This is a genomic window from Cellulomonas fengjieae, from assembly GCF_018388465.1.
Classification (GTDB): Bacteria; Actinomycetota; Actinomycetes; order Actinomycetales; family Cellulomonadaceae; genus Cellulomonas; species Cellulomonas fengjieae.
This window is the reverse complement of the sequence record NZ_CP074404.1, coordinates 1,431,669-1,452,084: the sequence shown is the minus strand read 5'-3', so window position 1 is coordinate 1,452,084 and position 20,416 is coordinate 1,431,669. Positions and strand designations below refer to the sequence as shown.

General features: G+C 72.7%; 17 protein-coding genes. 6 read left to right on the top strand and 11 right to left on the bottom strand.

Annotated elements, in window-relative coordinates:
• A complete protein-coding gene (locus KG102_RS06710) occupies positions 1-2,250 on the bottom strand; it encodes a polyribonucleotide nucleotidyltransferase (RefSeq protein ID WP_208213885.1) in 2,250 nt (749 codons plus the stop codon).
• Here KG102_RS06710 and KG102_RS06705 point away from each other — a divergent pair.
• Positions 2,249-2,458, top strand: coding sequence for a hypothetical protein (locus KG102_RS06705; protein ID WP_208289173.1), 210 nt, complete (start codon positions 2,249-2,251; stop codon positions 2,456-2,458). The genes KG102_RS06710 and KG102_RS06705 overlap by 2 nt on opposite strands.
• Positions 2,459-2,506: 48 nt before the next feature.
• Here the strand turns inward: KG102_RS06705 and rpsO are convergent, their stop codons facing one another.
• Entirely contained in the window at positions 2,507-2,776 is a 270-nt protein-coding gene (gene rpsO, locus KG102_RS06700; protein ID WP_055922151.1) for a 30S ribosomal protein S15, read from the bottom strand.
• Positions 2,777-3,004: 228 nt separating this feature from the next.
• On the opposite strand from rpsO, the gene KG102_RS06695 reads away from it, so the two are divergent.
• The 3 genes from KG102_RS06695 to KG102_RS06685 are packed head-to-tail and all read left to right on the top strand — an operon-like array spanning position 3,005 to position 5,987.
• Positions 3,005-3,328 (top strand): hypothetical protein, encoded by a 324-nt coding sequence (locus tag KG102_RS06695; protein WP_208213887.1) that lies wholly within the window; start codon positions 3,005-3,007, stop codon positions 3,326-3,328.
• On the top strand, positions 3,328-5,445 hold the full coding sequence (locus KG102_RS06690) for a DUF6571 family protein (protein ID WP_208289175.1): 2,118 nt from the start codon (positions 3,328-3,330) through the stop codon (positions 5,443-5,445). Before KG102_RS06695 ends, KG102_RS06690 begins: the two co-directional genes overlap by 1 nt.
• On the top strand, positions 5,442-5,987 hold the full coding sequence (locus KG102_RS06685) for a hypothetical protein (protein ID WP_208213889.1): 546 nt from the start codon (positions 5,442-5,444) through the stop codon (positions 5,985-5,987). Before KG102_RS06690 ends, KG102_RS06685 begins: the two co-directional genes overlap by 4 nt.
• Here the strand turns inward: KG102_RS06685 and KG102_RS06680 are convergent, their stop codons facing one another.
• The 4 genes from KG102_RS06680 to KG102_RS06665 form a co-directional block, all read right to left on the bottom strand.
• Entirely contained in the window at positions 5,988-6,986 is a 999-nt protein-coding gene (locus KG102_RS06680) for a bifunctional riboflavin kinase/FAD synthetase (RefSeq protein WP_208213890.1), read from the bottom strand.
• Between the two features lie 114 nt (positions 6,987-7,100).
• Positions 7,101-10,403, bottom strand: coding sequence for a glycoside hydrolase family 9 protein (locus KG102_RS06675; protein ID WP_249667499.1), 3,303 nt, complete (start codon positions 10,401-10,403; stop codon positions 7,101-7,103).
• Positions 10,404-10,538: 135 nt separating this feature from the next.
• Positions 10,539-11,492, bottom strand: a complete 954-nt coding sequence (truB, locus tag KG102_RS06670; protein WP_208289176.1) for a tRNA pseudouridine(55) synthase TruB — start codon at positions 11,490-11,492, stop codon at positions 10,539-10,541.
• A complete protein-coding gene (locus KG102_RS06665) occupies positions 11,489-12,082 on the bottom strand; it encodes a TetR/AcrR family transcriptional regulator (RefSeq protein ID WP_243884277.1) in 594 nt (197 codons plus the stop codon). The genes truB and KG102_RS06665 overlap by 4 nt, the downstream gene beginning before the upstream one ends.
• Positions 12,083-12,153: 71 nt before the next feature.
• Between KG102_RS06665 and KG102_RS06660 the strand changes: the two genes are divergently transcribed.
• On the top strand, positions 12,154-13,587 hold the full coding sequence (locus KG102_RS06660) for an MFS transporter (protein WP_208289177.1): 1,434 nt from the start codon (positions 12,154-12,156) through the stop codon (positions 13,585-13,587).
• A gap of 59 nt (positions 13,588-13,646) precedes the next feature.
• On the opposite strand, the gene rbfA is transcribed toward KG102_RS06660, so the two are convergent.
• The 5 genes from rbfA to KG102_RS06635 all read right to left on the bottom strand — a co-directional run bounded on the left by rbfA (position 13,647) and on the right by KG102_RS06635 (position 19,230).
• Positions 13,647-14,084 carry a 30S ribosome-binding factor RbfA gene (gene rbfA / locus KG102_RS06655; RefSeq protein WP_208213893.1) on the bottom strand — a complete coding sequence of 146 codons (438 nt, stop codon included), beginning with the start codon at positions 14,082-14,084 and terminating at the stop codon, positions 13,647-13,649.
• A gap of 87 nt (positions 14,085-14,171) precedes the next feature.
• Positions 14,172-17,036 (bottom strand): translation initiation factor IF-2, encoded by a 2,865-nt coding sequence (gene infB, locus KG102_RS06650; RefSeq protein WP_208213894.1) that lies wholly within the window; start codon positions 17,034-17,036, stop codon positions 14,172-14,174.
• A gap of 148 nt (positions 17,037-17,184) precedes the next feature.
• The gene (locus tag KG102_RS06645) at positions 17,185-17,475 is read right to left on the bottom strand and encodes a YlxR family protein (protein ID WP_208289178.1); all 291 of its coding nucleotides are present in this window, start codon (positions 17,473-17,475) and stop codon (positions 17,185-17,187) included.
• A 116-nt stretch (positions 17,476-17,591) separates the two neighbouring features.
• The gene (gene nusA, locus KG102_RS06640; RefSeq protein WP_243884278.1) at positions 17,592-18,662 is read right to left on the bottom strand and encodes a transcription termination factor NusA; all 1,071 of its coding nucleotides are present in this window, start codon (positions 18,660-18,662) and stop codon (positions 17,592-17,594) included.
• A 1-nt stretch (position 18,663) separates the two neighbouring features.
• On the bottom strand, positions 18,664-19,230 hold the full coding sequence (locus KG102_RS06635; RefSeq protein ID WP_208289179.1) for a ribosome maturation factor RimP: 567 nt from the start codon (positions 19,228-19,230) through the stop codon (positions 18,664-18,666).
• Between the two features lie 210 nt (positions 19,231-19,440).
• Between KG102_RS06635 and KG102_RS18915 the strand changes: the two genes are divergently transcribed.
• Entirely contained in the window at positions 19,441-20,409 is a 969-nt protein-coding gene (locus KG102_RS18915) for a DUF4439 domain-containing protein (RefSeq protein ID WP_208289180.1), read from the top strand.
• Positions 20,410-20,416: the final 7 nt, after the last annotated feature.

The window sequence follows — 20,416 nt, the reverse complement described above, 5'->3', positions numbered from 1 at the left end:
TCAGGCTTCGGCCGGCTCGGTCGCGATCGCGTCGGCCGTGTCGGCCGACCCGTCCGCACCCTCGGTGCCCTCTTCGATGACCGCGTGCAGCGACAGCTTGCCCCGCGGGTCGATCTCGCCGATCTCGACCTGGACCTTCTGGCCCACGGCCAGGACGTCCTCGACGTTCTCGACGCGGCGACCGCCGACGAGCTTGCGGATCTGCGAGATGTGCAGCAGACCGTCCTTGCCCGGCGACAGGGAGATGAACGCGCCGAACGTCGTGGTCTTGACGACCGTGCCGACGAAGCGCTCCCCGATCTCGGGCATGTGCGGGTTGGCGATCGCGTTGATCGCCGCACGCGCGGCCTCCGCCGACGGACCGTCGACGGCGCCGATGTAGACCGTGCCGTCGTCCTCGATGGAGATGTCGGCTCCGGTCTCGGCCTGGATCTGGTTGATCATCTTGCCCTTCGGCCCGATGACCTCGCCGATCTTGTCGATCGGGACCTGCACCGAGATGACGCGAGGAGCGAACGGGCTCATCTCGTCGGGCACGTCGATCGCCTCGGCGATGACGTCGAGGATCGCCAGGCGAGCCTCCTTGGCCTGCGTGAGCGCGCCGCCGAGCACCGAGGCGGGGATGCCCTCGAGCTTGGTGTCGAGCTGGATGGCCGTGATGAACTCGCGGGTACCGGCGACCTTGAAGTCCATGTCACCGAACGCGTCCTCGGCGCCGAGGATGTCCGTGAGCGCCGCGTAGCGGGTCTCACCGTCGACCGTGTCGGAGACCAGGCCCATGGCGATGCCCGCGACCGGCGCGCGCAGCGGCACACCGGCGTTGAGCAGCGACAGGGTGGACGCGCAGACCGAGCCCATCGACGTCGAGCCGTTGGAGCTCAGCGCCTCGGAGACCTGACGGATGGCGTACGGGAACTCCTCGCGGCTCGGCAGCACCGGCATGAGCGCGCGCTCGGCGAGCGCCCCGTGACCGATCTCGCGACGCTTCGGCGAACCGACACGACCCGTCTCACCGGTCGAGTAGGGCGGGAAGTTGTAGTTGTGCATGTAGCGCTTGCGCGTCTCCGGCGCGAGCGTGTCGAGCTGCTGCTCCATGCGGAGCATGTTCAGCGTGGTGACACCCAGGATCTGGGTCTCGCCGCGCTCGAAGATCGCCGAGCCGTGCACGCGGGGCAGGACCTCGACCTCGGCCGACAGCGTGCGGATGTCCCGCAGGCCGCGACCGTCGATGCGGAAGCCGTCCGTGAGGATGCGCTGGCGGATGAGCTTCTTCTGCACCGCGCGGTACGCGGCGGAGAGCTCCTTCTCGCGGCCCTCGAACTGCTCGGAGAGCTGCCCGACGACCTCGGCCTTGATCTCGTCGAGGCGGTTCTCGCGGGTCTGCTTGTCCGCGATGCTCAGCGCGTCGCTCAGCGACTGCGTCGACGCGGCCTCGACGGCTGCATACGCGTCGCTCTGGTACTCGGGGAACGTCGGGAAGACCTGGGTCTCCTTGGCGGCCTTCGAGGCGAGCTCCTGCTGGGCCTGGACGAGCACCTTGATGAACGGCTTGGCGGCCTCGATGCCCTGGGCGACGATCTCCTCCGTGGGGGCGATGCCACCCTCGAACTTGATGATGTTCCAGGACTTCTCGGGCGCCTCGGCCTCGATCATGGCGATCGCGACATCGTCACCGACGACACGGCCCGCGACGACCATGTCGAACGTCGCACGCTCACGCTCGGAGTAGCGCGGGAACGCCACCCACTGGCCGTCGACGAGCGCGACGCGCACACCGGCGACGGGGCCGGAGAACGGCAGGCCGGACAGCTGCGTCGAGAGCGACGCGGCGTTGATGGCCAGCGTGTCGTACGAGTCGTCCGGGTGGATCGACAGCACGGTGATGACGACCTGGACCTCGTTGCGCAGGCCCTTGACGAACAGGGGGCGCAGCGGGCGGTCGATCAGGCGGCACGCGAGGATGGCCTCGGTGCTGGGGCGACCCTCACGGCGGAAGAACGAGCCGGGGATCTTGCCGGCCGCGTACGACCGCTCCTCGACGTCGATCGTCAGCGGGAAGAAGTCGAACTGCTCCTTGGGGTGCTTGCCGGCCGTCGTGGCGGCGAGCAGCGTCGTCTCTCCGTCGAGGTAGGCGACGGCGGCACCGGCGGCCTGCTTGGCGATGCGGCCGGTCTCGAAGCGGACCGTGCGGGTGCCGAAGCGACCGTTGTCGATCACGGCCTCGGCGAACTGGATCTCGGGACCCTCCATGGGTGCCCTCCTCTTTCTTGAAGGCGCCGGCCGTCCGCGAGCGATCTTCGATCGAGGCCACCGGACCCGTCGTGCGGTCTTCCGGAAGCCACTACCGAGGACCGGACCGAGCGGACCGACGCGGTGTGTGGTGCTGTTCGTGCTGGTGGTGCTGTTCGTGCTGTTCGTGCTGGTGGTGCTGTTCGTGCGGGTGGTGCGCGAGCCGTGACGACACACCAGCCCGGACCCTTCAGCGGGTCCGGGCTGGTGCGAGGCGCTATCGGCGCAGGCCGAGCTTCTCGATGAGGCTGCGGTAGCGGTTGATGTCGACCTTCTGGAGGTAGCCCAGCAGGCGACGACGCTTACCGACGAGCAGCAGCAGGCCGCGGCGGCTGTGGTGGTCGTGCTTGTGGGTCTTGAGGTGCTCCGTGAGGTCCTTGATGCGCTGCGTCAGCATCGCGATCTGGACCTCGGGCGAACCGGTGTCACCCTCGTGGGTGGCGTGTTCGGTCATGATGGACTGCTTGACGGCACTTTCGAGCGGCACGGTTCTCCAGGTTGTCTCGTTGCGCGGTGCGCCGGGGCAGATCCACCCGGGCTCTCTCGTTCCGCGGCCGTTCATACGGCAGCGACCATGTTACCAGGGGCCGCAGGCCGTGTCGGACGGCCTGACGGGACGACGGCCGGACAAAACCCGCGCCGGGCGGGCGCCTCCCCCGCTAGCCTGTCCCGCGACCGACCGCAGGACAGGCCGGACGCCGTAGGGGGCTGCAGGATGCTGGAACCGACGACCAACCGGCTGCGCGTCGCGATTCTCGCCGCGGTGCACCAGGTGACCGACGCGACCGGGCACGTGAGCCCGTCGGGCGGCAACCCGCTCGACGCCCAGCTCCGCACGCTCCAGGACGCGTGGGTCACGAGCCCGCCGAGCACCCCGCGACGCGACGCGGAGGACGACCTGCGCGAGGCCGGCACCCGGATCCTGGCAGGCTTCCGCGCGGTCGAGGACGCGTGCTCGACCGCCGGCCACCGCGAGCCGCTCGAGGTGCCCGAGGACGACTGGCGCGCCTCGTTCATCGTCGGACATGGACCGGTCTGATGGTCCAGGTCTCGATCGACGTCGACGCGTGCACCGGCCTGGTCGCCCAGCTCCGCGCGTTCCACGGCACGGCGACCACCCAGCGCGCCCGTGTCCAGAAGGTCGCCCGGGACGCGCACTGCAGCTCTGCGGGGGTGGACGCGCTCAAGCCCGACCTCGAGGTGGTCTCCCGCGTGGCGTCCGACCTCGACGCGCGGGTCACGCTCGCCGTCCTGGTGAACTCCGGGGACACGCACACGGCGCCGGGCAGCGTCGTCACGTTCAGCGTCGACGGGGAGGACACCCCGGACGCCGTCAAGCTCGCCCTCGGCAAGCAGCTCGGCGCACGGCTCGCGCAGAACCGGACCGAGCTCCAGCGCTACGTCGACGGTGTGGACGCGGACGGCGACGGCAAGGACGACCCGATGCCACCCGAGCTGATGAACCGGCTCGCCGGCTACGTCACCCTGCTCGAGAAGTACCAGGGGGACGGTCCCGCGGCCACGGGCCTGCTCATGTCGCTCGGCCCCGACGGCTTCCTCGCCCTGCCTGCCACCGTCAATCGAGCCCTCGCCGACTACCGGGGGAAGGTCACCCTGCCCAACGGGTCCGCCGTCGAGGACGACGTGCTCGCCCAGCGCTTCCTGCGCGCGTCCGGCCAGCTGCTGGCCACCGGCGTCACGTGGGACAAGAAGCACGGCGTCGACCTGCCCTACGGCGCGGTGGCGGGACGGACGACGCAGTACCTGCCCGACGACTTCGGCACGCAGCTCGCGCAGTCGGCGTACGACCACGTCGGCGACGGGCACGGCGTCGGCCTCAGCCAGGTGCTGCGGTACGGCACCTACCCGAAGGAGTTCCTGCTCGACGTCGGCGACCGCCTGGACGCACTCGAGCAGCAGTGGACCAAGGAGCACGGCGACAGGGCGCTGTGGGGCCGCGACGTGAGGAACCTCGACCTGGCGGCGTTCGGGATGGGCACCGAGGACAAGGGCGGGCACTACGACCCCTTCGTCGGTCTGTTCGAGGCGATGGGCCGTACTCCCCCGGCGGCGGCGGACTTCTTCAACCCCGACGCGGGCGGCAAGGAGGCCCAGCGTCGGGCGCACTACTTCTTCCAGGAGCGCACCTGGGACCACGACGGCTTCAACGCCGTCGCGATGGCGCTGGATGCCGGCGGCTCGGTGTATCACGTGCCCTACCCCGGCGACCCCCAGGACGCCGAGGCCCTGGCACGGTGGCGTCGGCAGGCCGAGCAGTCGGCGTGGCTCACGTCGGCGGGGGTGCACCACCTGGCGCTGCGGGACCCGGGCGAGGAGAAGCGCCGGATCGGCGACCAGGGCAAGGACAGCCTCGCTCACCTGCTCGCCCTCTACATGGCGGACGTGGACCGCGTGGCGGCCGGTGTCAACACGCCGACCGACCCCAAGGGTGCCCGAGGGATCGGGGTGGTCGACCCGCAGGCGACGTGGCTCAAGGGCTACCCCCCGGGGGCCGCGTTCGACGTCGACGACCTGAACGCCGTCCTCGGGGAGACGCTGACGAACAAGGACGCGGCGACCTACTTCGGCCGGCGGACGGCGGAGTTCAACGCGGCACGACTCCAGGTGGCGGCCCAGCACTACCAGGACGGCACGTCGACGTTCCGCGACGCGGTCACAGGCGCGGCGGGGCTGCGCGCCTACACGCTGGCCACGATGGGTGCTCACCTCGAGACGCGCGCGGAGCACGCCGACGACCACGCGAAGGCGTACATGACCGGGGCGGCCAACGCCGTCGGGATCGTGCCCGTCTACGGCGGCGCGCTCACCTTCCTGGTGGAAGGGGTCCTCACAGCGGGCGGCTCGAACAGCCTCGAGAAGGGCTGGAGCGACGGCCAGGACAACCAGGTGCGCGACGACGAGGACCTGCAGTGGAACGCACGCGAGGACGTCCGCGTCGAGGTCGCGCTGGCGCTGCAGCGGGCGGGCATCATCCGCACGGGCTTCTCGGAGAGCGCCGTGCAGAGCGACCCAGCCGCGCGCGCGTCGATGCAGGCGTGGCTCGACGGCGGCAACCTGCCCGACGACGTCAAGGCGGTGCTGAACGACCTCGACGGCTCGTTCGCCGAGGGCGCGGCGAACGGCGGCAAGAAGTGAGGCGCTGCCGGCGGCTGGTGCTGGCGGGCACGCTGCTCGGCGCGCTCGTCGCGACTGGCTGCACAGCCGACCCGGAACCGGTCCCGCGGACCGCGGGGTCGCCGTGGCTGTGCTCGGGGGTGCCGCGGGACAGCATCGACCTCGCGCTCGGTGGCGCCGAGCTGGACGAGGACTCGGGCCAGGGGTCGCTCGGCTGGCGCGACGACGGGTTCGACTGCGCGGCACAGGCGGGCGACTCGACGATCCTCGTGGCCCAGCAGACGGTGCTGAACTCCGGGTACGGGAGCACCGAGGAGGAGATCGTCGAGACGCTCGAGGCCTCCAGCGACGGGCGCCGCATCGATGCCGACGCCCCGGGTCGCGGCTACCTGGTCGAGGAGGGCCAGGCGGTGGCGGTCTGGGTCTGCACCGGCTTCGTCACGCGCGTGTCCTTCTTCGGCGAGCCGCCCCGGGGGCGGGACTGGTCCGAGGACGCCGTGAACCTGCTGGTCTCCATGCTGCCGTGGGCGTGCGGCGAGGAAGACGCACCGCCGACGGACTGATCAGCCGCGCAGGACCTCGCGCGTGCGCTCGACGTCCTCGTGCATGCGCTCGACCAGGTCGTCGATCGAGTCGAACCGCAGCGTCGGGCGCAGCCGCTCCACCAGCTCGAGGACCACGACCTGCCCGTAGAGGTCCAGGTCGGTGCGGTCCAGCACGTAGGCCTCGACGCGCCGCTCGACGCCGTCGAACGTCGGGTTGGTGCCGATGGAGATCGCGGCAGGCAGCACGCGATCGGGGTCGTCCGCGGCGGCCGACGTGCGGCGCAGCCAGCCGGCGTAGACACCGTCCGCGGGAACCATGCCGGTCGCGTCCGGTCCCAGGTTGGCCGTGGGGAAGCCGAGCTCACGACCGCGGGCGTCGCCGTGCACGACCGTGCCGCGCACCCGGTGCGGCCGCCCCAGGACGCGCGCGGCCTGGACGACGTCGCCCGCGTCGAGCAGCTCCCGCACCCACGTCGACGACCAGCGCCGCCGCAAGGGGTCCGCGGCGCGGTCCTCGGCGCTGCCCGGGTCGGCGGACGCGGCCGGGGTGACGTCGTCGATGACCTCGACGTCGAACCCGTGCTCGCGGCCCAGCTCGACCATGGTCGACAGGTCGCCGGAGTTGTTCCAGCCGAACCGCACGTCGCGCCCGACCACGACCGTGCGCGCGCGCAGCCCGTCGACGAGGTAACGGCGGACGAACTCCTCGGGAGTCTGACGGGCGAACTCCAGCGAGTACTCCAGGAGCAGCACCGCATCGAGCCCGGTCTGCTCCAGCAGCTCCAGGCGGTCCACGTCTCCGGTGAGCAGCGGCGGAGCCGTCTCGGGCCGGTGCACCTGCTGCGGGTGCGGGCTGAAGGTCACGGCGACCGCCCGGGCCCCGACCGCCGCCGCATCGGTGCACATGCGGCGCAGGACGCTCACGTGACCCCGGTGGACCCCGTCGAAGTTGCCGATCGTCACCACGGACGGACCGAAGTCCGCCGGCACGTCGGACAGCTCCCTCCAGACCTGCACACCTGCTCCTCGTCGTCGGTGCCCCGCGTGCGATCGAGGGCTCGACGGACAAGCCTGCCACCCCGGCCGCCCGGAGCACGCCATCGAGGCGCGCCCCGGGCGGCACCGCGGGCGCTAGGAGGTGATCCAGTGGCCTCCGCGCAACCCGAGCGTGAGCCGCGCCGGGTTGGTCGCCGTGCTGCCGGCGGCGTTGGTGTAGACCGCCCGGTACTCGGTGCCGATGCCGAGCAGGGTGGCCCGGAACGTGAGCGTGCTGCTCGTCGCGCCGGGCACGGTCACCCACGGGCTGCCGAACCAGCGCACCTGCCACCGCACGGTCGGCGCCGGGTAGCCCGTCGCGGCCGCGGAGAACGTCACGGACGTCCCCAGCTTCGCCCGGACGGGAGCCGGGTGCTTCGTCACGACGGGCGCGGACTGCGCGACGGTCAGCTGCGCCGTCTCGGTGGTCGCAGAACCGGCCTCGTTGGTGAAGACGGCCCGGTACTGCGCACCGGCCCGGACCACGACCTCCAACGTCGTGCTCGTCGCGCCGACGACGTCGACCCACGGACCCGCCTGCTGGATCTGCCACTGGACCGTGGGTTCCGGCGTGCCGGTGGCCGCGGCGGTGAACGAGACCGTCGAGCCGAGCGCCGCGGTCACGGACGCGGGCTGCTGCGTGATCGTGGGCGCCACCTGTGCCGGAGCCCCGGAGCCCTGGTCGGCCACGAAGGACGCGACCCAGGAGAGCGCGGAGTTCCAGTTGATGGTGATCTCGTTGGACGCCCACGACTGGATGTTGTCGAGGTAGCACATCGCGGGTGCGCAGCCCTGCGTGAACGCCGCCTGCATGGTGGGGTCCCAGGTGCCGGACTGCGAGTTGGGGCCGCCCGCCAGCGAGCCGCGAGGAGGTTCCGGCAGGCCGGGGTCGAGCGAGTTCGCGAACCACCGGCTGTGCTGCCGGTGCGACGCCACCTCGCCCCAGCCCGTCACGTAGGACTGGTTGAGCCCGTTGCGGCCGAGCAGGTAGTCCATGCCCTCGAGCACGGACCGGCTGTACACCGGGTCACCGGTCAGGTCGTAGGCGACACCGATCACGACCAGGTTGTTGGCCACGGCGGAGTTCGAGCCCCAGGCGTACTGTCCGCCGGTCGGTGAGTACACCGAGCCGAACGCGTGCTCCGCCTGGCTGGCCACGTACTCGTCGGCGCCCGCCACGACGGAGGCCTTGACCTCGTCGAGCCCGGGCAGGTCGTTCGGCACGGTGGCCAGGTCAAGCCTGCCGAGCGCCGCGACGCTGCCCCAGCTGAACCCGTCGGGCGTGAAGACGTCCGCGGTGTGCTGCGGGCTGGCCAGGACGTACTGCTCGAACGCGTCCTCACCGGTGGTCAGGAACAGCTCCGCCGCCGCCCAGTAGAACTCGTCGGCCACATTGCTGTCGTCGTACGCCCCACCGCCGTCGGCGCCCGCGGCCGCGGGGGCGTACACGTCGGGGTGCTCGAGCGCGGCGGCCCAGGTGGAGCGCGCCGTCGCCAGCAGCGAGTCGGCGAACGCCGGGTCGTACTCGCGGAACAGGCGCGCCCCCTGGGCCGCGACAGCCGCCACGTTGAGGGTCGCCGCGGTGGACGGACGCGCCAGCGAGCGGACCTGCGGGTCGTCCGCGGGCAGGAGCGGCAGGCCCGTCCAGCCCTCGTCGTGGATCTTGTGGTGCACCATGCCGGCGTACTGCCCGGACGGCGCGATCATCTTCTGCATCCACTCCAGCTCCCAGCGCGCCTCGTCCAGCACGTCGGGGACGTCGTTGCCGTGCTCCGGCAGGTCGAGCGTGTTGTCGCCGAGCGCGCCGTCGGTGGCCGATGGGGCCGTGAGCGTCCGCTCGTACGTGCCGAGCAGCTGGGCGACGGAGATGCCGCCGTTCACCACGTACTTGCCGTGGTCGCCGGCGTCGTACCACCCGCCGGAGACGTCCAGCGTGTAGTCGCACGTCCAGCCGTCGTAGTAGTCGCGCGGGCCGATGCAGGGCACCGCGGTGTCGCCCTGGTTGGGTGCGACGCCCACGTGCCCGGGCTCCCGGGCGTACTCCTCCCCCACGATCGCACCGTCGATCGGGGTCCCGGAGCGGGCGAGGTAGAAGTAGTCCAGCGAGTCCTGGCGCAGCTGCTGGTACAGGTCCGCGTCGATGTCGAACGGGTGGCTGGTCTCGCCGTCCGCCACGAGGGTGTAGCCGGTGCCGGGCGTGGTCACGTCGGAGAAGTCGATGACGTGGACGCCGAGCGCGGTCGAGGCGTCGGTGCCGGCCGGGGCGGAGGACCCCGTCGCGACCACCGCGTCGGCCGCGTCGTGCAGCTCCCACGGAACCGCCTCGGTGGCGTCGGTCACGAGCGTCGCGCGCTTGGGGCCGTCCGGGACGTAACCCACCTGGTTGACCCGGACCCTCGGCCCGGTCTCGGGCTCGTACGGCGGCGGCGGGCTCGCCGTCGTCCGCAGCGACACGTCCGAGATGCAGAAGTCGTACGCGGTCGACTTGCCCAGGTGGAACGCCACCTGGCCGGGCGCGGCCCCGTCGGCGGGGAACGTGAGGTTCGCCGTGAACGGATACGTGTACGTGGTGAGCTCGTCCGTCAGCGGCACCGACGACTGCTCGAAGGTGGTGCGGTAGGCACCGCCGCCCTCTCCGACGATGACCCGCACCGGCGTCGACGGGGTCGCGCTCGCCGTGAACGTCAGGACGTAGTTCTGGCCCTCCTCGATGGGCAGACCGGTGAACGCGAGGCCGGCGTCCCACGGGTTGCTCTGGCCGCCGGGCAGCGACGTGCAGACGCTCCCGCCGGCGAACACCGGGTCGGAGCCGCCGTACAGCCCCCACGGACCGAGCGACTCGGCGAAGGACGTGTGCGGCAGCAGCTCGACGTCGGACGACAGCGACACGTCGTCCATGCAGAACGTCCAGGCGTCCGGGCTGAACCCGCCGAGCTGGAACGCGATCTGGCCCTCCGGGTCGTCGGGTGCGGCGGTCGCGGGGTAGGTCGCGCTCGCGGTGAACTCGTACGAGTACTCGGTCGTCTCGGAGGTCAGCGCGGGGCTCGTGTCGAGCACGGTGCCGTAGGGCGCGCCGTTCTGGCCCACCAGTGCGCGGACGGTGACGTCGGTGCTGGCGGAGGCGGAGAACGCGAGCGTGTACGTCGAGCCCTCCTCGACCGCCACGCCGTTGAGCACGACGCCGACCCCGTACTGCGCCGAGCCGGCCGGCACGTCGACGCACAGCCGACCGTCGCTGGTGTCGATCTCCCCGGCGTGGCCGTAGGCGACCCACGCGCCCGGCCCGTCCTCGAACGACTCCACCGGCACGTCGGCGATCGCGGGGGCGACGCCGGCGACCGCGAGGGCGAGTGCGGTGGCGAGCGCGGCGCCAGTGCGCCGCATGGTGCGAGAAACCACGATGTCTCCCTAGAGTAGGAGCGCTCCCACAACCCTGTGGGAGCGCCGTGACGCTCCCCGCAGGGTAGGGCAGGATCCGGACATACCGGAAGGGCCTCGAAACGATTCGGTCAGCCGCCGAACGGCCAGGCGGCCTCAGGCGGGCGCGAACACGAGCGCCGGGCGGATCCTGCCGCCGCGCTCCTCGAGGAGGGCCACCAGGCGGCCGGACGGGTCGATCCCCGCCACGGTGTCCCGCGGCGCACCGTCGAGCACGTCGATGGCCTGCCCGTAGGACAGGGCGCGTGCCTCGTCGGCGGTGAGGTCCCGGACGGGGAACGTCGCGCGCGCGGAGTCGGCCAGGGAAACGACGTCGATCGGCGCGTCCACCGGCAGGGCGCCGAGGTCGTCCAGCGACCTGGCCACGTCGAGCCCGTACCCGCCCACCCGCGTCCGGCGCAGCGCCGTCAGGTGCCCCCCGACCCCCAGGGCGGCGCCCAGGTCACGGGCCAGCGCGCGGACGTACGTCCCCGACGAGACCACGACGGTGACGTCGACGTCGAGCACGGGTGACCCGTCCTGCGTCCGCCCCGAGCGCACGTCGTGCACGTCGAACCGGCTGACCGTCACCGGGCGCGCGGCGAGCTCGACGTCCTCCCCCGCGCGCACCCGTGCGTAGGCGCGCTGCCCGTCCACCTTGATGGCCGACACGGCGCTGGGCACCTGCTGGATCGCGCCGGTCAGCACAGCGGCTCCGGCCTCGACCTGGGCGCGCGTCACGCCGGACGCGTCGACCGTCGCGAGGGTCTCCCCCTCGGCGTCGTCCGTCGTCGTCACGACGCCGAGCCGGATCGTCGCGGTGTACTCCTTGTCGGCGCCCACGATGTACGTCAGCAGGCGGGTCGCCCGGCCGATGCCGAGCACGAGCACCCCCGTCGCCATGGGGTCGAGCGTCCCGGCGTGCCCGACCTTGCGGGTGCTCGCGAGGCGTCGCATGCGCGCGACGACGTCGTGACTGGTCCAACCGGCCGGCTTGTCGACGACGACGACACCGTCGGCCGCCGTCGGCCGTCGTGGGCCCTGCGGTCGGTCGGTCGAGCCGTGCGTCACGCGCTGGCCCGCCCGTCGATGTCGTCCTGCACGCACTTGACCAGGGCGTCCAGGCCGGCGTCCTCGCCGCGGTGGGCCAGCGCGTCGACGGCGAGGAGCACGTTGATCAGCATGCCCTGCGCGACGAAGGTCCGGGCGGCCTGGTCGTCGGCGCCCGAGCGCTCCAGGAACAGGCGGAACGCCTCCCCCAGCGTGTGCCGGGCCACACGACCGACCTGCTCGTCGGCTCCGGCGGTGAAGCCGTGCATGACCAGCCGCAGGAGGTCGCGGTCCTCGAGCAGGCCGATGTACGCGTCGCCCATCCGCCGCGCGGCGTCGGGACCTGCGGGGACGGCCGCGAGAGCGGCCACGATCTGCGCGCTGGCCACCTTGTACGCCTCGAGGAACAGCTCCCGCTTGGTGCCGAACATGCGCACCACGTAGGGCTGGGAGACCCCCGCGGCGCGGGCCACCTCGTCCGTGCTCGCCGCGTACCCACGCTCGGCGAACACCGCGCGCGCCGCGAGCAGGATCTCCTCGCGGCGCTGGACGCCTGACATGCGCTGGGTCGGCTTCTTCGCCGGCCGCTCCGTGCTCTGGTCGAGAGACATGGTTGACATGTTATCAGCCGATGCCTATGGTTCCGACTTGTTAGTAATCAATCAATGCCTTAGGAGATCCCGTGACCGTCACGATGCCGGCGCCGCCCCGGGCGCCTGCCGCACCCTCGGCCGTCCGCCGCCGCGGGACGGCCGTCGCCCTGGTGGCCGCGTCCGTCCCCATGTTCATGGCGACCCTCGACAACCTCGTCATGACGACCGCCCTGCCGGTCCTGCGCACCGAGCTCTCGGCGTCGCTCGAGCAGCTGCAGTGGATGGTCAACGCCTACACGCTGAGCTTCGCCACGCTGATGATCGCCGCCGCCACCCTGGGCGACCGGTGGGGCCGCCGCCGGGTGTTCATCGCCGGCATCGTCGTGTTCGCCCTCGCATCGGTCGCGTCGGCCCTGGCCACGACAGCCGAGCTGCTCATCGCCGCCCGCGCGGTCCAGGGCGCAGGCGCGGCGGCGATCATGCCGCTGTCCCTGACACTGCTCGCGGGGGCGGTCCCCGCGGCACGGCGCGCGATGGCCATCGGAGTCTGGGGCGGCGTGTCCGGCCTGGGCGTCGCCCTGGGCCCCGTCATCGGCGGTGCCGTGACCGAGGGCATCTCGTGGGAGGCGATCTTCTGGATCAACGTCCCGGTCGCCGTCGTCGGCATCCCGCTCGCGCTGTGGGCCCTGCCCGAGTCCCACGGCCGCCGCCAGCCGCTCGACCTTCCCGGCGTCGCCCTTGCCGGCACCGGCATCCTGGCGCTCGTCTGGGCGATCATCCGCGGCAACGACGACGGCTGGGGCTCCGCCCGCGTCATCGGCGGGCTCGTCGCCGCCCTCCTCCTGCTCGGGGGGTTCCTCGTGCGCGAGTCGCGCGCGCAGCACCCCCTGGTCCCCCTGCGCCTGTTCCGCGTGCGCTCGTTCGCCGTGGCGAACGGCAGCGGGCTGGCGTTCTCCTTCGGGGTGTTCGGCCTCGTCTTCCTCCTGGCCCAGTACCTGCAGATCGGCATGGGGTTCACGCCCCTGGAGGCCGGGCTCCGCACCCTGCCGTGGACGGCGGCACCCATGGTCTTCGCCCCGCTCGCCGGCCTGCTGGCGCCCCGGATCGGCGTGCGCCCGCTGCTGGCGGGCGGGCTGATCCTGCAGGCCGCCGGCCTGGCGTGGCAGGGTCTGCTCGTCACCACCGACGGGCTCGTCTACACCGACCTGGTGCCCGGGCTCGTGCTGACCGGCGTCGGCATGGGTCTGACCTTCGCCCCGAGCGCCACCGCCGTCCTGTTCGACATGGCCCCCGACGACCACGGGACAGCCAGCTCGGTGAACTCCACGATCCGGGAGATCGGCGGTGCGCTCGGCGTCGCGGCGCTCGTCGCCGTGTTCACCGCGTCGGAGGGCACGCTGACTCCCGACGGGTACGCCGCGGGCCTGCAGCCGGCCGCACTGGTCGCCGCCGTCGTCGTCGCGCTCAGTGCCGTCCTGGTGCTGGTCGGGATGCCGCGCAGCACCGGTCGCGTCACCCCCTGAGCACCCTGAGCACATGACAGCGCCCCCGGGGAGTCCCCGGGGGCGTCGTCGTGTCGTGCTCAGTCCTCGTCGGCCTCGTCGTCGGCCTTCTTGTACGGGTCCGCGTCTCCCGCGAAGCTGGCCTGCGCGGCGAGCGCCGCGACCTCGCGGTCGCGACGGGCCGCCTCGAGCAGCGCGGCATCCAGCTGCGCGGACGTGTCCGGCAGCGCGTCCAGGTGGAAGTCCAGGGACGGCGTCAGCCGGATCCCGGTCTGCTTGCCCACCTCGGAGCGGATGACGCCCTTCGCGCTCTCCAGCGCGGCGGCGGTGTCGGTGCGTGCGGCGTCGTCTCCCAGCACCGTGTAGAACACGTCGGCGTGCTGGAGGTCACCCGTGACGCGCACGTCGGTGACCGTGACGAAGCCCAGCCGCGGGTCCTTGATCCGGGTGTCGAGCATCTGCGCGACGACCTGCTGGATGCGCTCGCTGAGCTTGCGGGCGCGGGCGGTGTCCGCCATCGGACGTTCCTTTCGGGGGGTGAGAGACCGCAGGGCGGGCGAGGACGGGTTCCGCCTCGCCCGCCCTGCGGTCGGTGATCACTGGGGTCAGGCGCGAGGCTTCTCGCGCATCTCCCAGGTCTCGATGATGTCGCCGGTCTCGACGTCGTTGAACGATCCGAGGCCGATACCGCACTCGAAGCCCTCGCGGACCTCGGTGGCGTCGTCCTTGAACCGCTTGAGCGACTCGATCGACAGGTTGTCGCCGATGACCTTGCCGCCACGGGTGACGCGCGCCTTCGTGTTCCGTCGGATGAGACCCGACCGGACGATCGACCCGGCGATGTTGCCGAACTTCGAGGACCGGAAGACCTCGCGCACCTCGGCGGTACCGAGCTGCACCTCCTCGTACTCCGGCTTGAGCATGCCCTTGAGGGCCGCCTCGACGTCGTCGATCGCCTGGTAGATGACCGAGTAGAAGCGCACGTCGACGCCCTCGCGGTCCGCCAGCTCCTCGACGCGCTCCGCGTACTTGACGTTGAACCCGATGATGATCGCCGAGTCGACGGTCGCCAGGTTGACGTCGTTCTGCGTGATGGCACCCACACCACGGTGGATGACGCGCAGCTCGACCTCGTCGCCCACGTCGATCTTGAGCAGCGCGTCCTCGAGCGCCTCGACGGCACCCGACACGTCGCCCTTGAGGACCAGGTTGAGGGTCTCGACCTTGCCCTGCTGGAGCGCCTGCGTGAAGTCCTCGAGGCTGATGCGCTTGCGACGCTTGGCCAGGAGGGCGGCACGCTCGGCCGCCTCGCGCTTCTCACCGATCTGACGCGCGGTGCGGTCGTCCGGAGCCACGAGGAACGTGTCACCGGCGCGGGGCACCGAGGTCAGGCCGAGGACCTGCACCGGACGCGACGGCCCGGCCACCGTGACCGGCTCGCCGTGCTCGTCGAACATCGCACGGACACGGCCGTACGCCGTACCGGCCACGATCGCGTCGCCGACGTTCAGCGTTCCGGACTGGACGAGCACCGTCGCAACGGCACCGCGGCCCTTGTCGAGGTTCGCCTCGATGGCAACGCCTCGCGCGTCCTTGTCCGCGTTCGCCCGCAGGTCGAGGGCCGCGTCCGCCGTGAGGAGGACCGCCTCGAGCAGCTGGTCGATACCCGTGAGCGACTTCGCGGAGACGTCGACGAACATCGTGTCGCCGCCGTACTCCTCGGCCACCAGGTTGTACTCGGTGAGCTGCTGGCGGACCTTGGCGGGGTTGGCCCCCTCCTTGTCCACCTTGTTCACCGCGACCACGATCGGCACACCGGCCGCCTGGGCGTGGTTGAGCGCCTCGATGGTCTGAGGCATCACGCCGTCGTCGGCCGCGACCACGAGGATCGCGATGTCGGTCACCTGCGCACCACGGGCACGCATGGCGGTGAACGCCTCGTGGCCCGGGGTGTCGATGAACGTGACGGCACGGTCGATGCCCTCGTGGGTGGTGTGCACCTGGTAGGCACCGATGTGCTGCGTGATCCCGCCGGCCTCGCCCGCGACGACGTCCGTCTGACGGATCGCGTCGAGGAGCTTGGTCTTTCCGTGGTCGACGTGGCCCATGACGGTGACCACGGGGGGTCGTGCCGTCAGGTCGTCGTCGCCCTCGGCCTCGAGCTCGGCGTCCAGGTCGATGTCGAAGGCCCCGAGCAGCTCGCGGTCCTCCTCCTCGGCCGACACCATCTCGATGCGGTAGCCGAGCTCCTCGGCGAGAGTGCCGAACGTGTCCTCGTCCAGCGACTGGGTCGCCGTGGCCATCTCACCGAGGTGGAACAGCACGGTGACCAGCGCGGCGGGGTTGGCGTCGATCTTGTCGGCGAAGTCGTTGAGCGACGAGCCGTGCCGCAGACGGACGACGGTCTTGCCGTTGCCGCGCGGGACCTGCACGCCACCCAGCGAGGGGGCCTGCATCTGCTCGAACTCTTGACGCTTCGCACGCTTCGACTTGCGCCCGCGGACGGGACGACCGCCTGCGCGGCCGAACGCACCCTGCGTGCTGCCACGACCGGCGCCGCCGGGACGGCCACCGCCACCGGGACGACCGGCGAAACCGCCGGGGGCTCCACCGGGCGCACCGCCACCGCCGCCGGGACGACCGGCGTAACCGCCGCGCGCACCGCCACCGGCACCGCCGGGGCCGCCACGGCCACCGGGACCGGCCGGACGCTCGCCGGGACGGCCCACGCCGCTCGACGTGCGGCCCGGCATCATGCCCGGGTTGGGGCGCGGACCGCCGGGACGCGGACCACCGGGACGGGGACCGCCCGGACGCTCCCCGGCCGCAGCGGCCGGTGCACCCTCGGCGGGCGCGGGACGACGGTCCCGGTCACCGGGACGCGGCATGCCCTGCGACGGCGCGAACGGGTTGTTGCCGGGACGCGGCGGACGCGGCGCACCGCCACCGGGGCGCTCGCCCTGGCGCGGCATGCCCTGCGACGGCGCGAAGGGGTTGTTGCCCGGGCGGGCGGCAGGCGGGGCCTGACGCGGGCCGGGACGCGCCGCCGGGCTGGTGCCCGCGCTCGGTGCAGCAGCGGCGGGAGCCGGTGCGGCGGGCGCCGGGCGCGCCGGGGCGGGACGTGCCGGGGCCGGGGCTGCGGGAGCGGCCGGGGCCTGGGCGGCGGGTGCGGGCGCAGCAGCGGGTGCGGGGCGGGGGGCCTCGACCGGTGCCGCGGGTGCGGGTGCTGTGGGGGCAGCGGCGGCCGGCGCGGGCGCCGGGCGTGCCGGTGCCTTCGGCGCAGGTGCAGCTGCGGGGGCGGAACCTCCGCCACCGACCGGGTAGGTGTCCCGCAGCTTGCGGACGACCGGCGGTTCGATGGTCGAGGATGCCGAGCGAACGAATTCACCGAACTCGTTCAGCTTGGTCATGATGGTCTTGCTGTCGACCCCGAGCTCTTTGGCGAGCTCGTAGACGCGGACCTTGGCCACATCTCTCCTGTCTCGGTCCGCCCGGACAGGGTCGGACCGTCGTTAGTGCTGGGTACTCATCGCTGGGTACTCATCGGTGCGTGCTCATCGGGCAGCCATCGGCTTCCAACCCGCTTTCCGTATCGACGATCGGCCTCGCCGCCGGGACCTACCCGACGACGTCCTGCTGCTGCCGCTCGAGATGGCGGTGCACCGCGCTCGTGCCGGGCTGCCCCGCTACTCGCAGGGCCCGCCCGAACGCACGCTTGCGTTCGGCCTTCTCGAGACATCCAGGTTCGGGGTGCAACCAAGCCCCCCTACCCGGCATCCGGCGCCCGACGTCCACGACGAGCTCAGGAACCTCGAAGGCTCCTGTCCCACCACGTTCGACGACCACCCTCAACAGGGCTGACCTCGGGCCGGTCGCTCGACACCCCACGCACGTGCGCAGCGGACCCATGCCTGAGACGTCGTTCACTGTCTGAGGGGTCCGCCGGCTCGACGGAAGGAGCCGAACATCCGGCCCAGCCGCAGCGAGTCTACCGCGCCGCGGCTCCGGCGGCGTCACTCGTGAGGTCACTCACTACCGTCCGCGCCGTCGCGGGCGGTCGCAGACCCGTGGTTCACGGACTCACGGTCGCCCGGCACCTCCGCGTCCGAGCGGATGTCGATGCGCCAGCCCGTCAGCTTCGCGGCCAGGCGGGCGTTCTGCCCCTCCTTGCCGATCGCCAGCGACAGCTGGTAGTCCGGCACCACGACCCGGGCGGCGCGCGCCTCGGGGTCGACCACCGTGACGGACAGCACCCGGGCCGGCGACAGCGCGTGGGCGATCATCTCGGCCGGGTCGTCCGCGTGGTCGACGATGTCGATCTTCTCGCCGTGCAGCTCGGCCATGACCGCGCGCACGCGGCCACCCATGGGTCCGATGCACGCGCCCTTGGCGTTGACGCCCGGCACGTTGGCGCGGACGGCCATCTTCGTGCGGTGCCCCGCCTCCCGCGCCATGGCGGTGATCTCGACGGTGCCGTCGGCGACCTCGGGCACCTCGAGCTCGAACAGCTTGCGCACGAGGTTGGGGTGCGTGCGGGACAACGTCACCTGGGGTCCGCGCTGGCCGCGCGCCACCTCGAGCACGTAGCCGCGGATGCGGTCGCCGTGCACGTACTCCTCGCCCGGCACCTGCTCGTGCGCGGGCAGGACCGCCTCCGTGCCGCCGACGTCGACGAGCACGGTGCGGGGGTCGCGACCCTGCTGGATGACGCCACCCAGCACCTCGCCCTCCTTGCCACGGAACGCTCCGAGCACCTGGTCGTCCTCGGCGTCCCGCAGGCGCTGCACGATGACCTGGCGCGCGGTCGCGGTCGCGATCCGGCCGAAGCCGGCCGGGGTGTCGTCGAACTCGGGACCGTCCGGGGCCGGCGGCGCCGCGATGCCCTCCTCGTCGGGCTCGGCCACCGGAGCGGCCTCGCGGGCCCACACGGTGACGTGCCCGGTGCGCCGGTCCAGCTCCACCCGGGCCTTCGCCTGTGCGCCGGGCGTCCGGTGGTAGGCGGACAGCAGCGCCTGCTCGATCGCGGAGACCAGCACGTCGAGGCTGATCTCCTTCTCGCGCTCGAGCAGCCGCAACGCCTGCATGTCGATGTCCATCTCAGCTCTCCTCGCCGGCAGCAGCGCCGTCGGCCTCGTCGTCGTCCACAGGGCCGATGCCCGACAGGTCCACCTCGACGCGCCCGCGGCGGACGTCCGACAGGGGTACCCGTACCGGCTCACCCACCACCGGCTTGCGCCCCTTGCGGCCGGGCGTCACGGGCACGACGACGATCGCGTCGTCCGGGCCCGTGCGGTCCACCTCGGTGAGTCGGCCGGCCAGCGTGCGGCCGTCCGCCAGGGTCACGGTGAGCAGGTGCCCGACGGCGCGCGTGAAGTGGCGGCGCTCGGTCAGCGGACGGTCCACGCCGGGGCTCATCACGTCGAGCGTGTACTCGCCGGTGATGACGTCGGCGGCGTCCAGCGCGTCGGAGACGGCACGGGTGGCGTCGGCCACACGGTCGAGGTCCAGACCGCCGTCGTCGTCCTCGGTCACGTCCAGGACCACCTCGACGACCGACCGGGCGCCTGCCCTGCGCACCGTGACGTCCTCGAGCACGAGACCCTGGCCCACGACGGCGGGCTCCACGACGTGGCGGACCCGGTCAGCATGCGCTGGCGCGACCATGTCAGCCTCCTGTCGGTCCAGCGGGTCATCGCCGAGCGACGTTGCGACCCTGTGATGTTGTGGGACCACAGTAACGAGTCCGGGCGTGCCCGACGGCCGCGGCCCGGTGGCGTGGCAGGATCACCCGCGATGAGCGCGGACCAGAACACTGCAGGCCACCGGGATCACGCGCGCCGGCGGTCGGCCGCGCTACGGACGCTCGCGTCCGTCGTGACGGTTCTCACGCTGGGGGCGTGCGGGCTGCGGGTCGAGACTCCGCCCCCGGCCGAGCCCTCCCCCGACGCCGTCGAGCAGGTGCGGGGGCGGACCGTCGCGGACTCGCTGGACCTCGCGGCCGCGGCCGAGGCCGCCGCGGCCCTCCCCGACGGCGCGGTCCCCTCGGTCGCGACCGTCCTCGCGGACGTCGTCGCCTACGCCGAGCAGCACGCCGAGCAGCTGGGCGGCGAGTACGTCTCCGGCCTGCCCTCGCCCACGGGCACCCCGTCGGCGAGCACCCCGGCGACGCGCTCCGTCGCCGAGGTCCTCGACCGGCTCGGGTCGGCGACGCGCACGGCCCTCACCGACGCCGACGCAGTGGCCGACGGCCCCCTGGCCCGGCTCGTCGCGTCCGTCGCGACCTCCCGCGGTGAGCTGGCCGTGCGGCTCGCGCAGGCCACCGGCGCCGAGGTCCCCGCGCTCGTCCCTGACCAGGTGGCCACGGCCGACCCCTCGCCCACCCCCGGCAGTACCGAGTCCCCGGCCGGCGACGCGCTCACCGCCGCCGAGGTCGCGGCGCTCGCCCTGGTGCACGACGAGGCCGGGTTCGGCTTCGAGGTCGTCGCCGCCAAGCTCGCGGGCGACCAGCGCACGGCGGCGCTGACCGCCGCCGCCGCCCACCGCGCGCGCAGCGAGGAGTGGGCGGCCGCGGCCGGCATCGACGGCACGGCCCAGGACCCGCGCCGGGCGTCGTACTCGGTCCCCGGCGGGCTCGACGACCCGGTCGTCGCGACCGCGCTCGGACGCACGCTGGAGACCTCCGTGGCCGACGCCTGCGCGAACGCCGTCGCCCAGGCGGGCGCCGGCAGCCGCGCCGCGCTCATCGACGGCCTGCGCCGGGCGACGGTGGACGCCGCCGCGTGGGGCGCGACCCCGGTGCCGTTCCCCGGCCTGCCGGAGCGCGCGCAGCAGCCCACGGGCTGACCCGCCC

Coding starts and splice junctions, on each gene's coding strand:
- nusA (WP_243884278.1), bottom strand. CDS start 18,662: ATGGACATCGACATGCAGGCGTTGCGGCTGCTCGAGCGCGAGAAGGAG.
- KG102_RS06645 (WP_208289178.1), bottom strand. CDS start 17,475: ATGGGTCCGCTGCGCACGTGCGTGGGGTGTCGAGCGACCGGCCCGAGG.
- rbfA (WP_208213893.1), bottom strand. CDS start 14,084: ATGGCGGACACCGCCCGCGCCCGCAAGCTCAGCGAGCGCATCCAGCAG.
- KG102_RS06665 (WP_243884277.1), bottom strand. CDS start 12,082: ATGTCTCTCGACCAGAGCACGGAGCGGCCGGCGAAGAAGCCGACCCAG.
- KG102_RS06705 (WP_208289173.1), top strand. CDS start 2,249: ATGGGTGCCCTCCTCTTTCTTGAAGGCGCCGGCCGTCCGCGAGCGATC.
- KG102_RS06690 (WP_208289175.1), top strand. CDS start 3,328: ATGGTCCAGGTCTCGATCGACGTCGACGCGTGCACCGGCCTGGTCGCC.
- KG102_RS06635 (WP_208289179.1), bottom strand. CDS start 19,230: ATGGTCGCGCCAGCGCATGCTGACCGGGTCCGCCACGTCGTGGAGCCC.
- KG102_RS06695 (WP_208213887.1), top strand. CDS start 3,005: ATGCTGGAACCGACGACCAACCGGCTGCGCGTCGCGATTCTCGCCGCG.
- KG102_RS06710 (WP_208213885.1), bottom strand. CDS start 2,250: ATGGAGGGTCCCGAGATCCAGTTCGCCGAGGCCGTGATCGACAACGGT.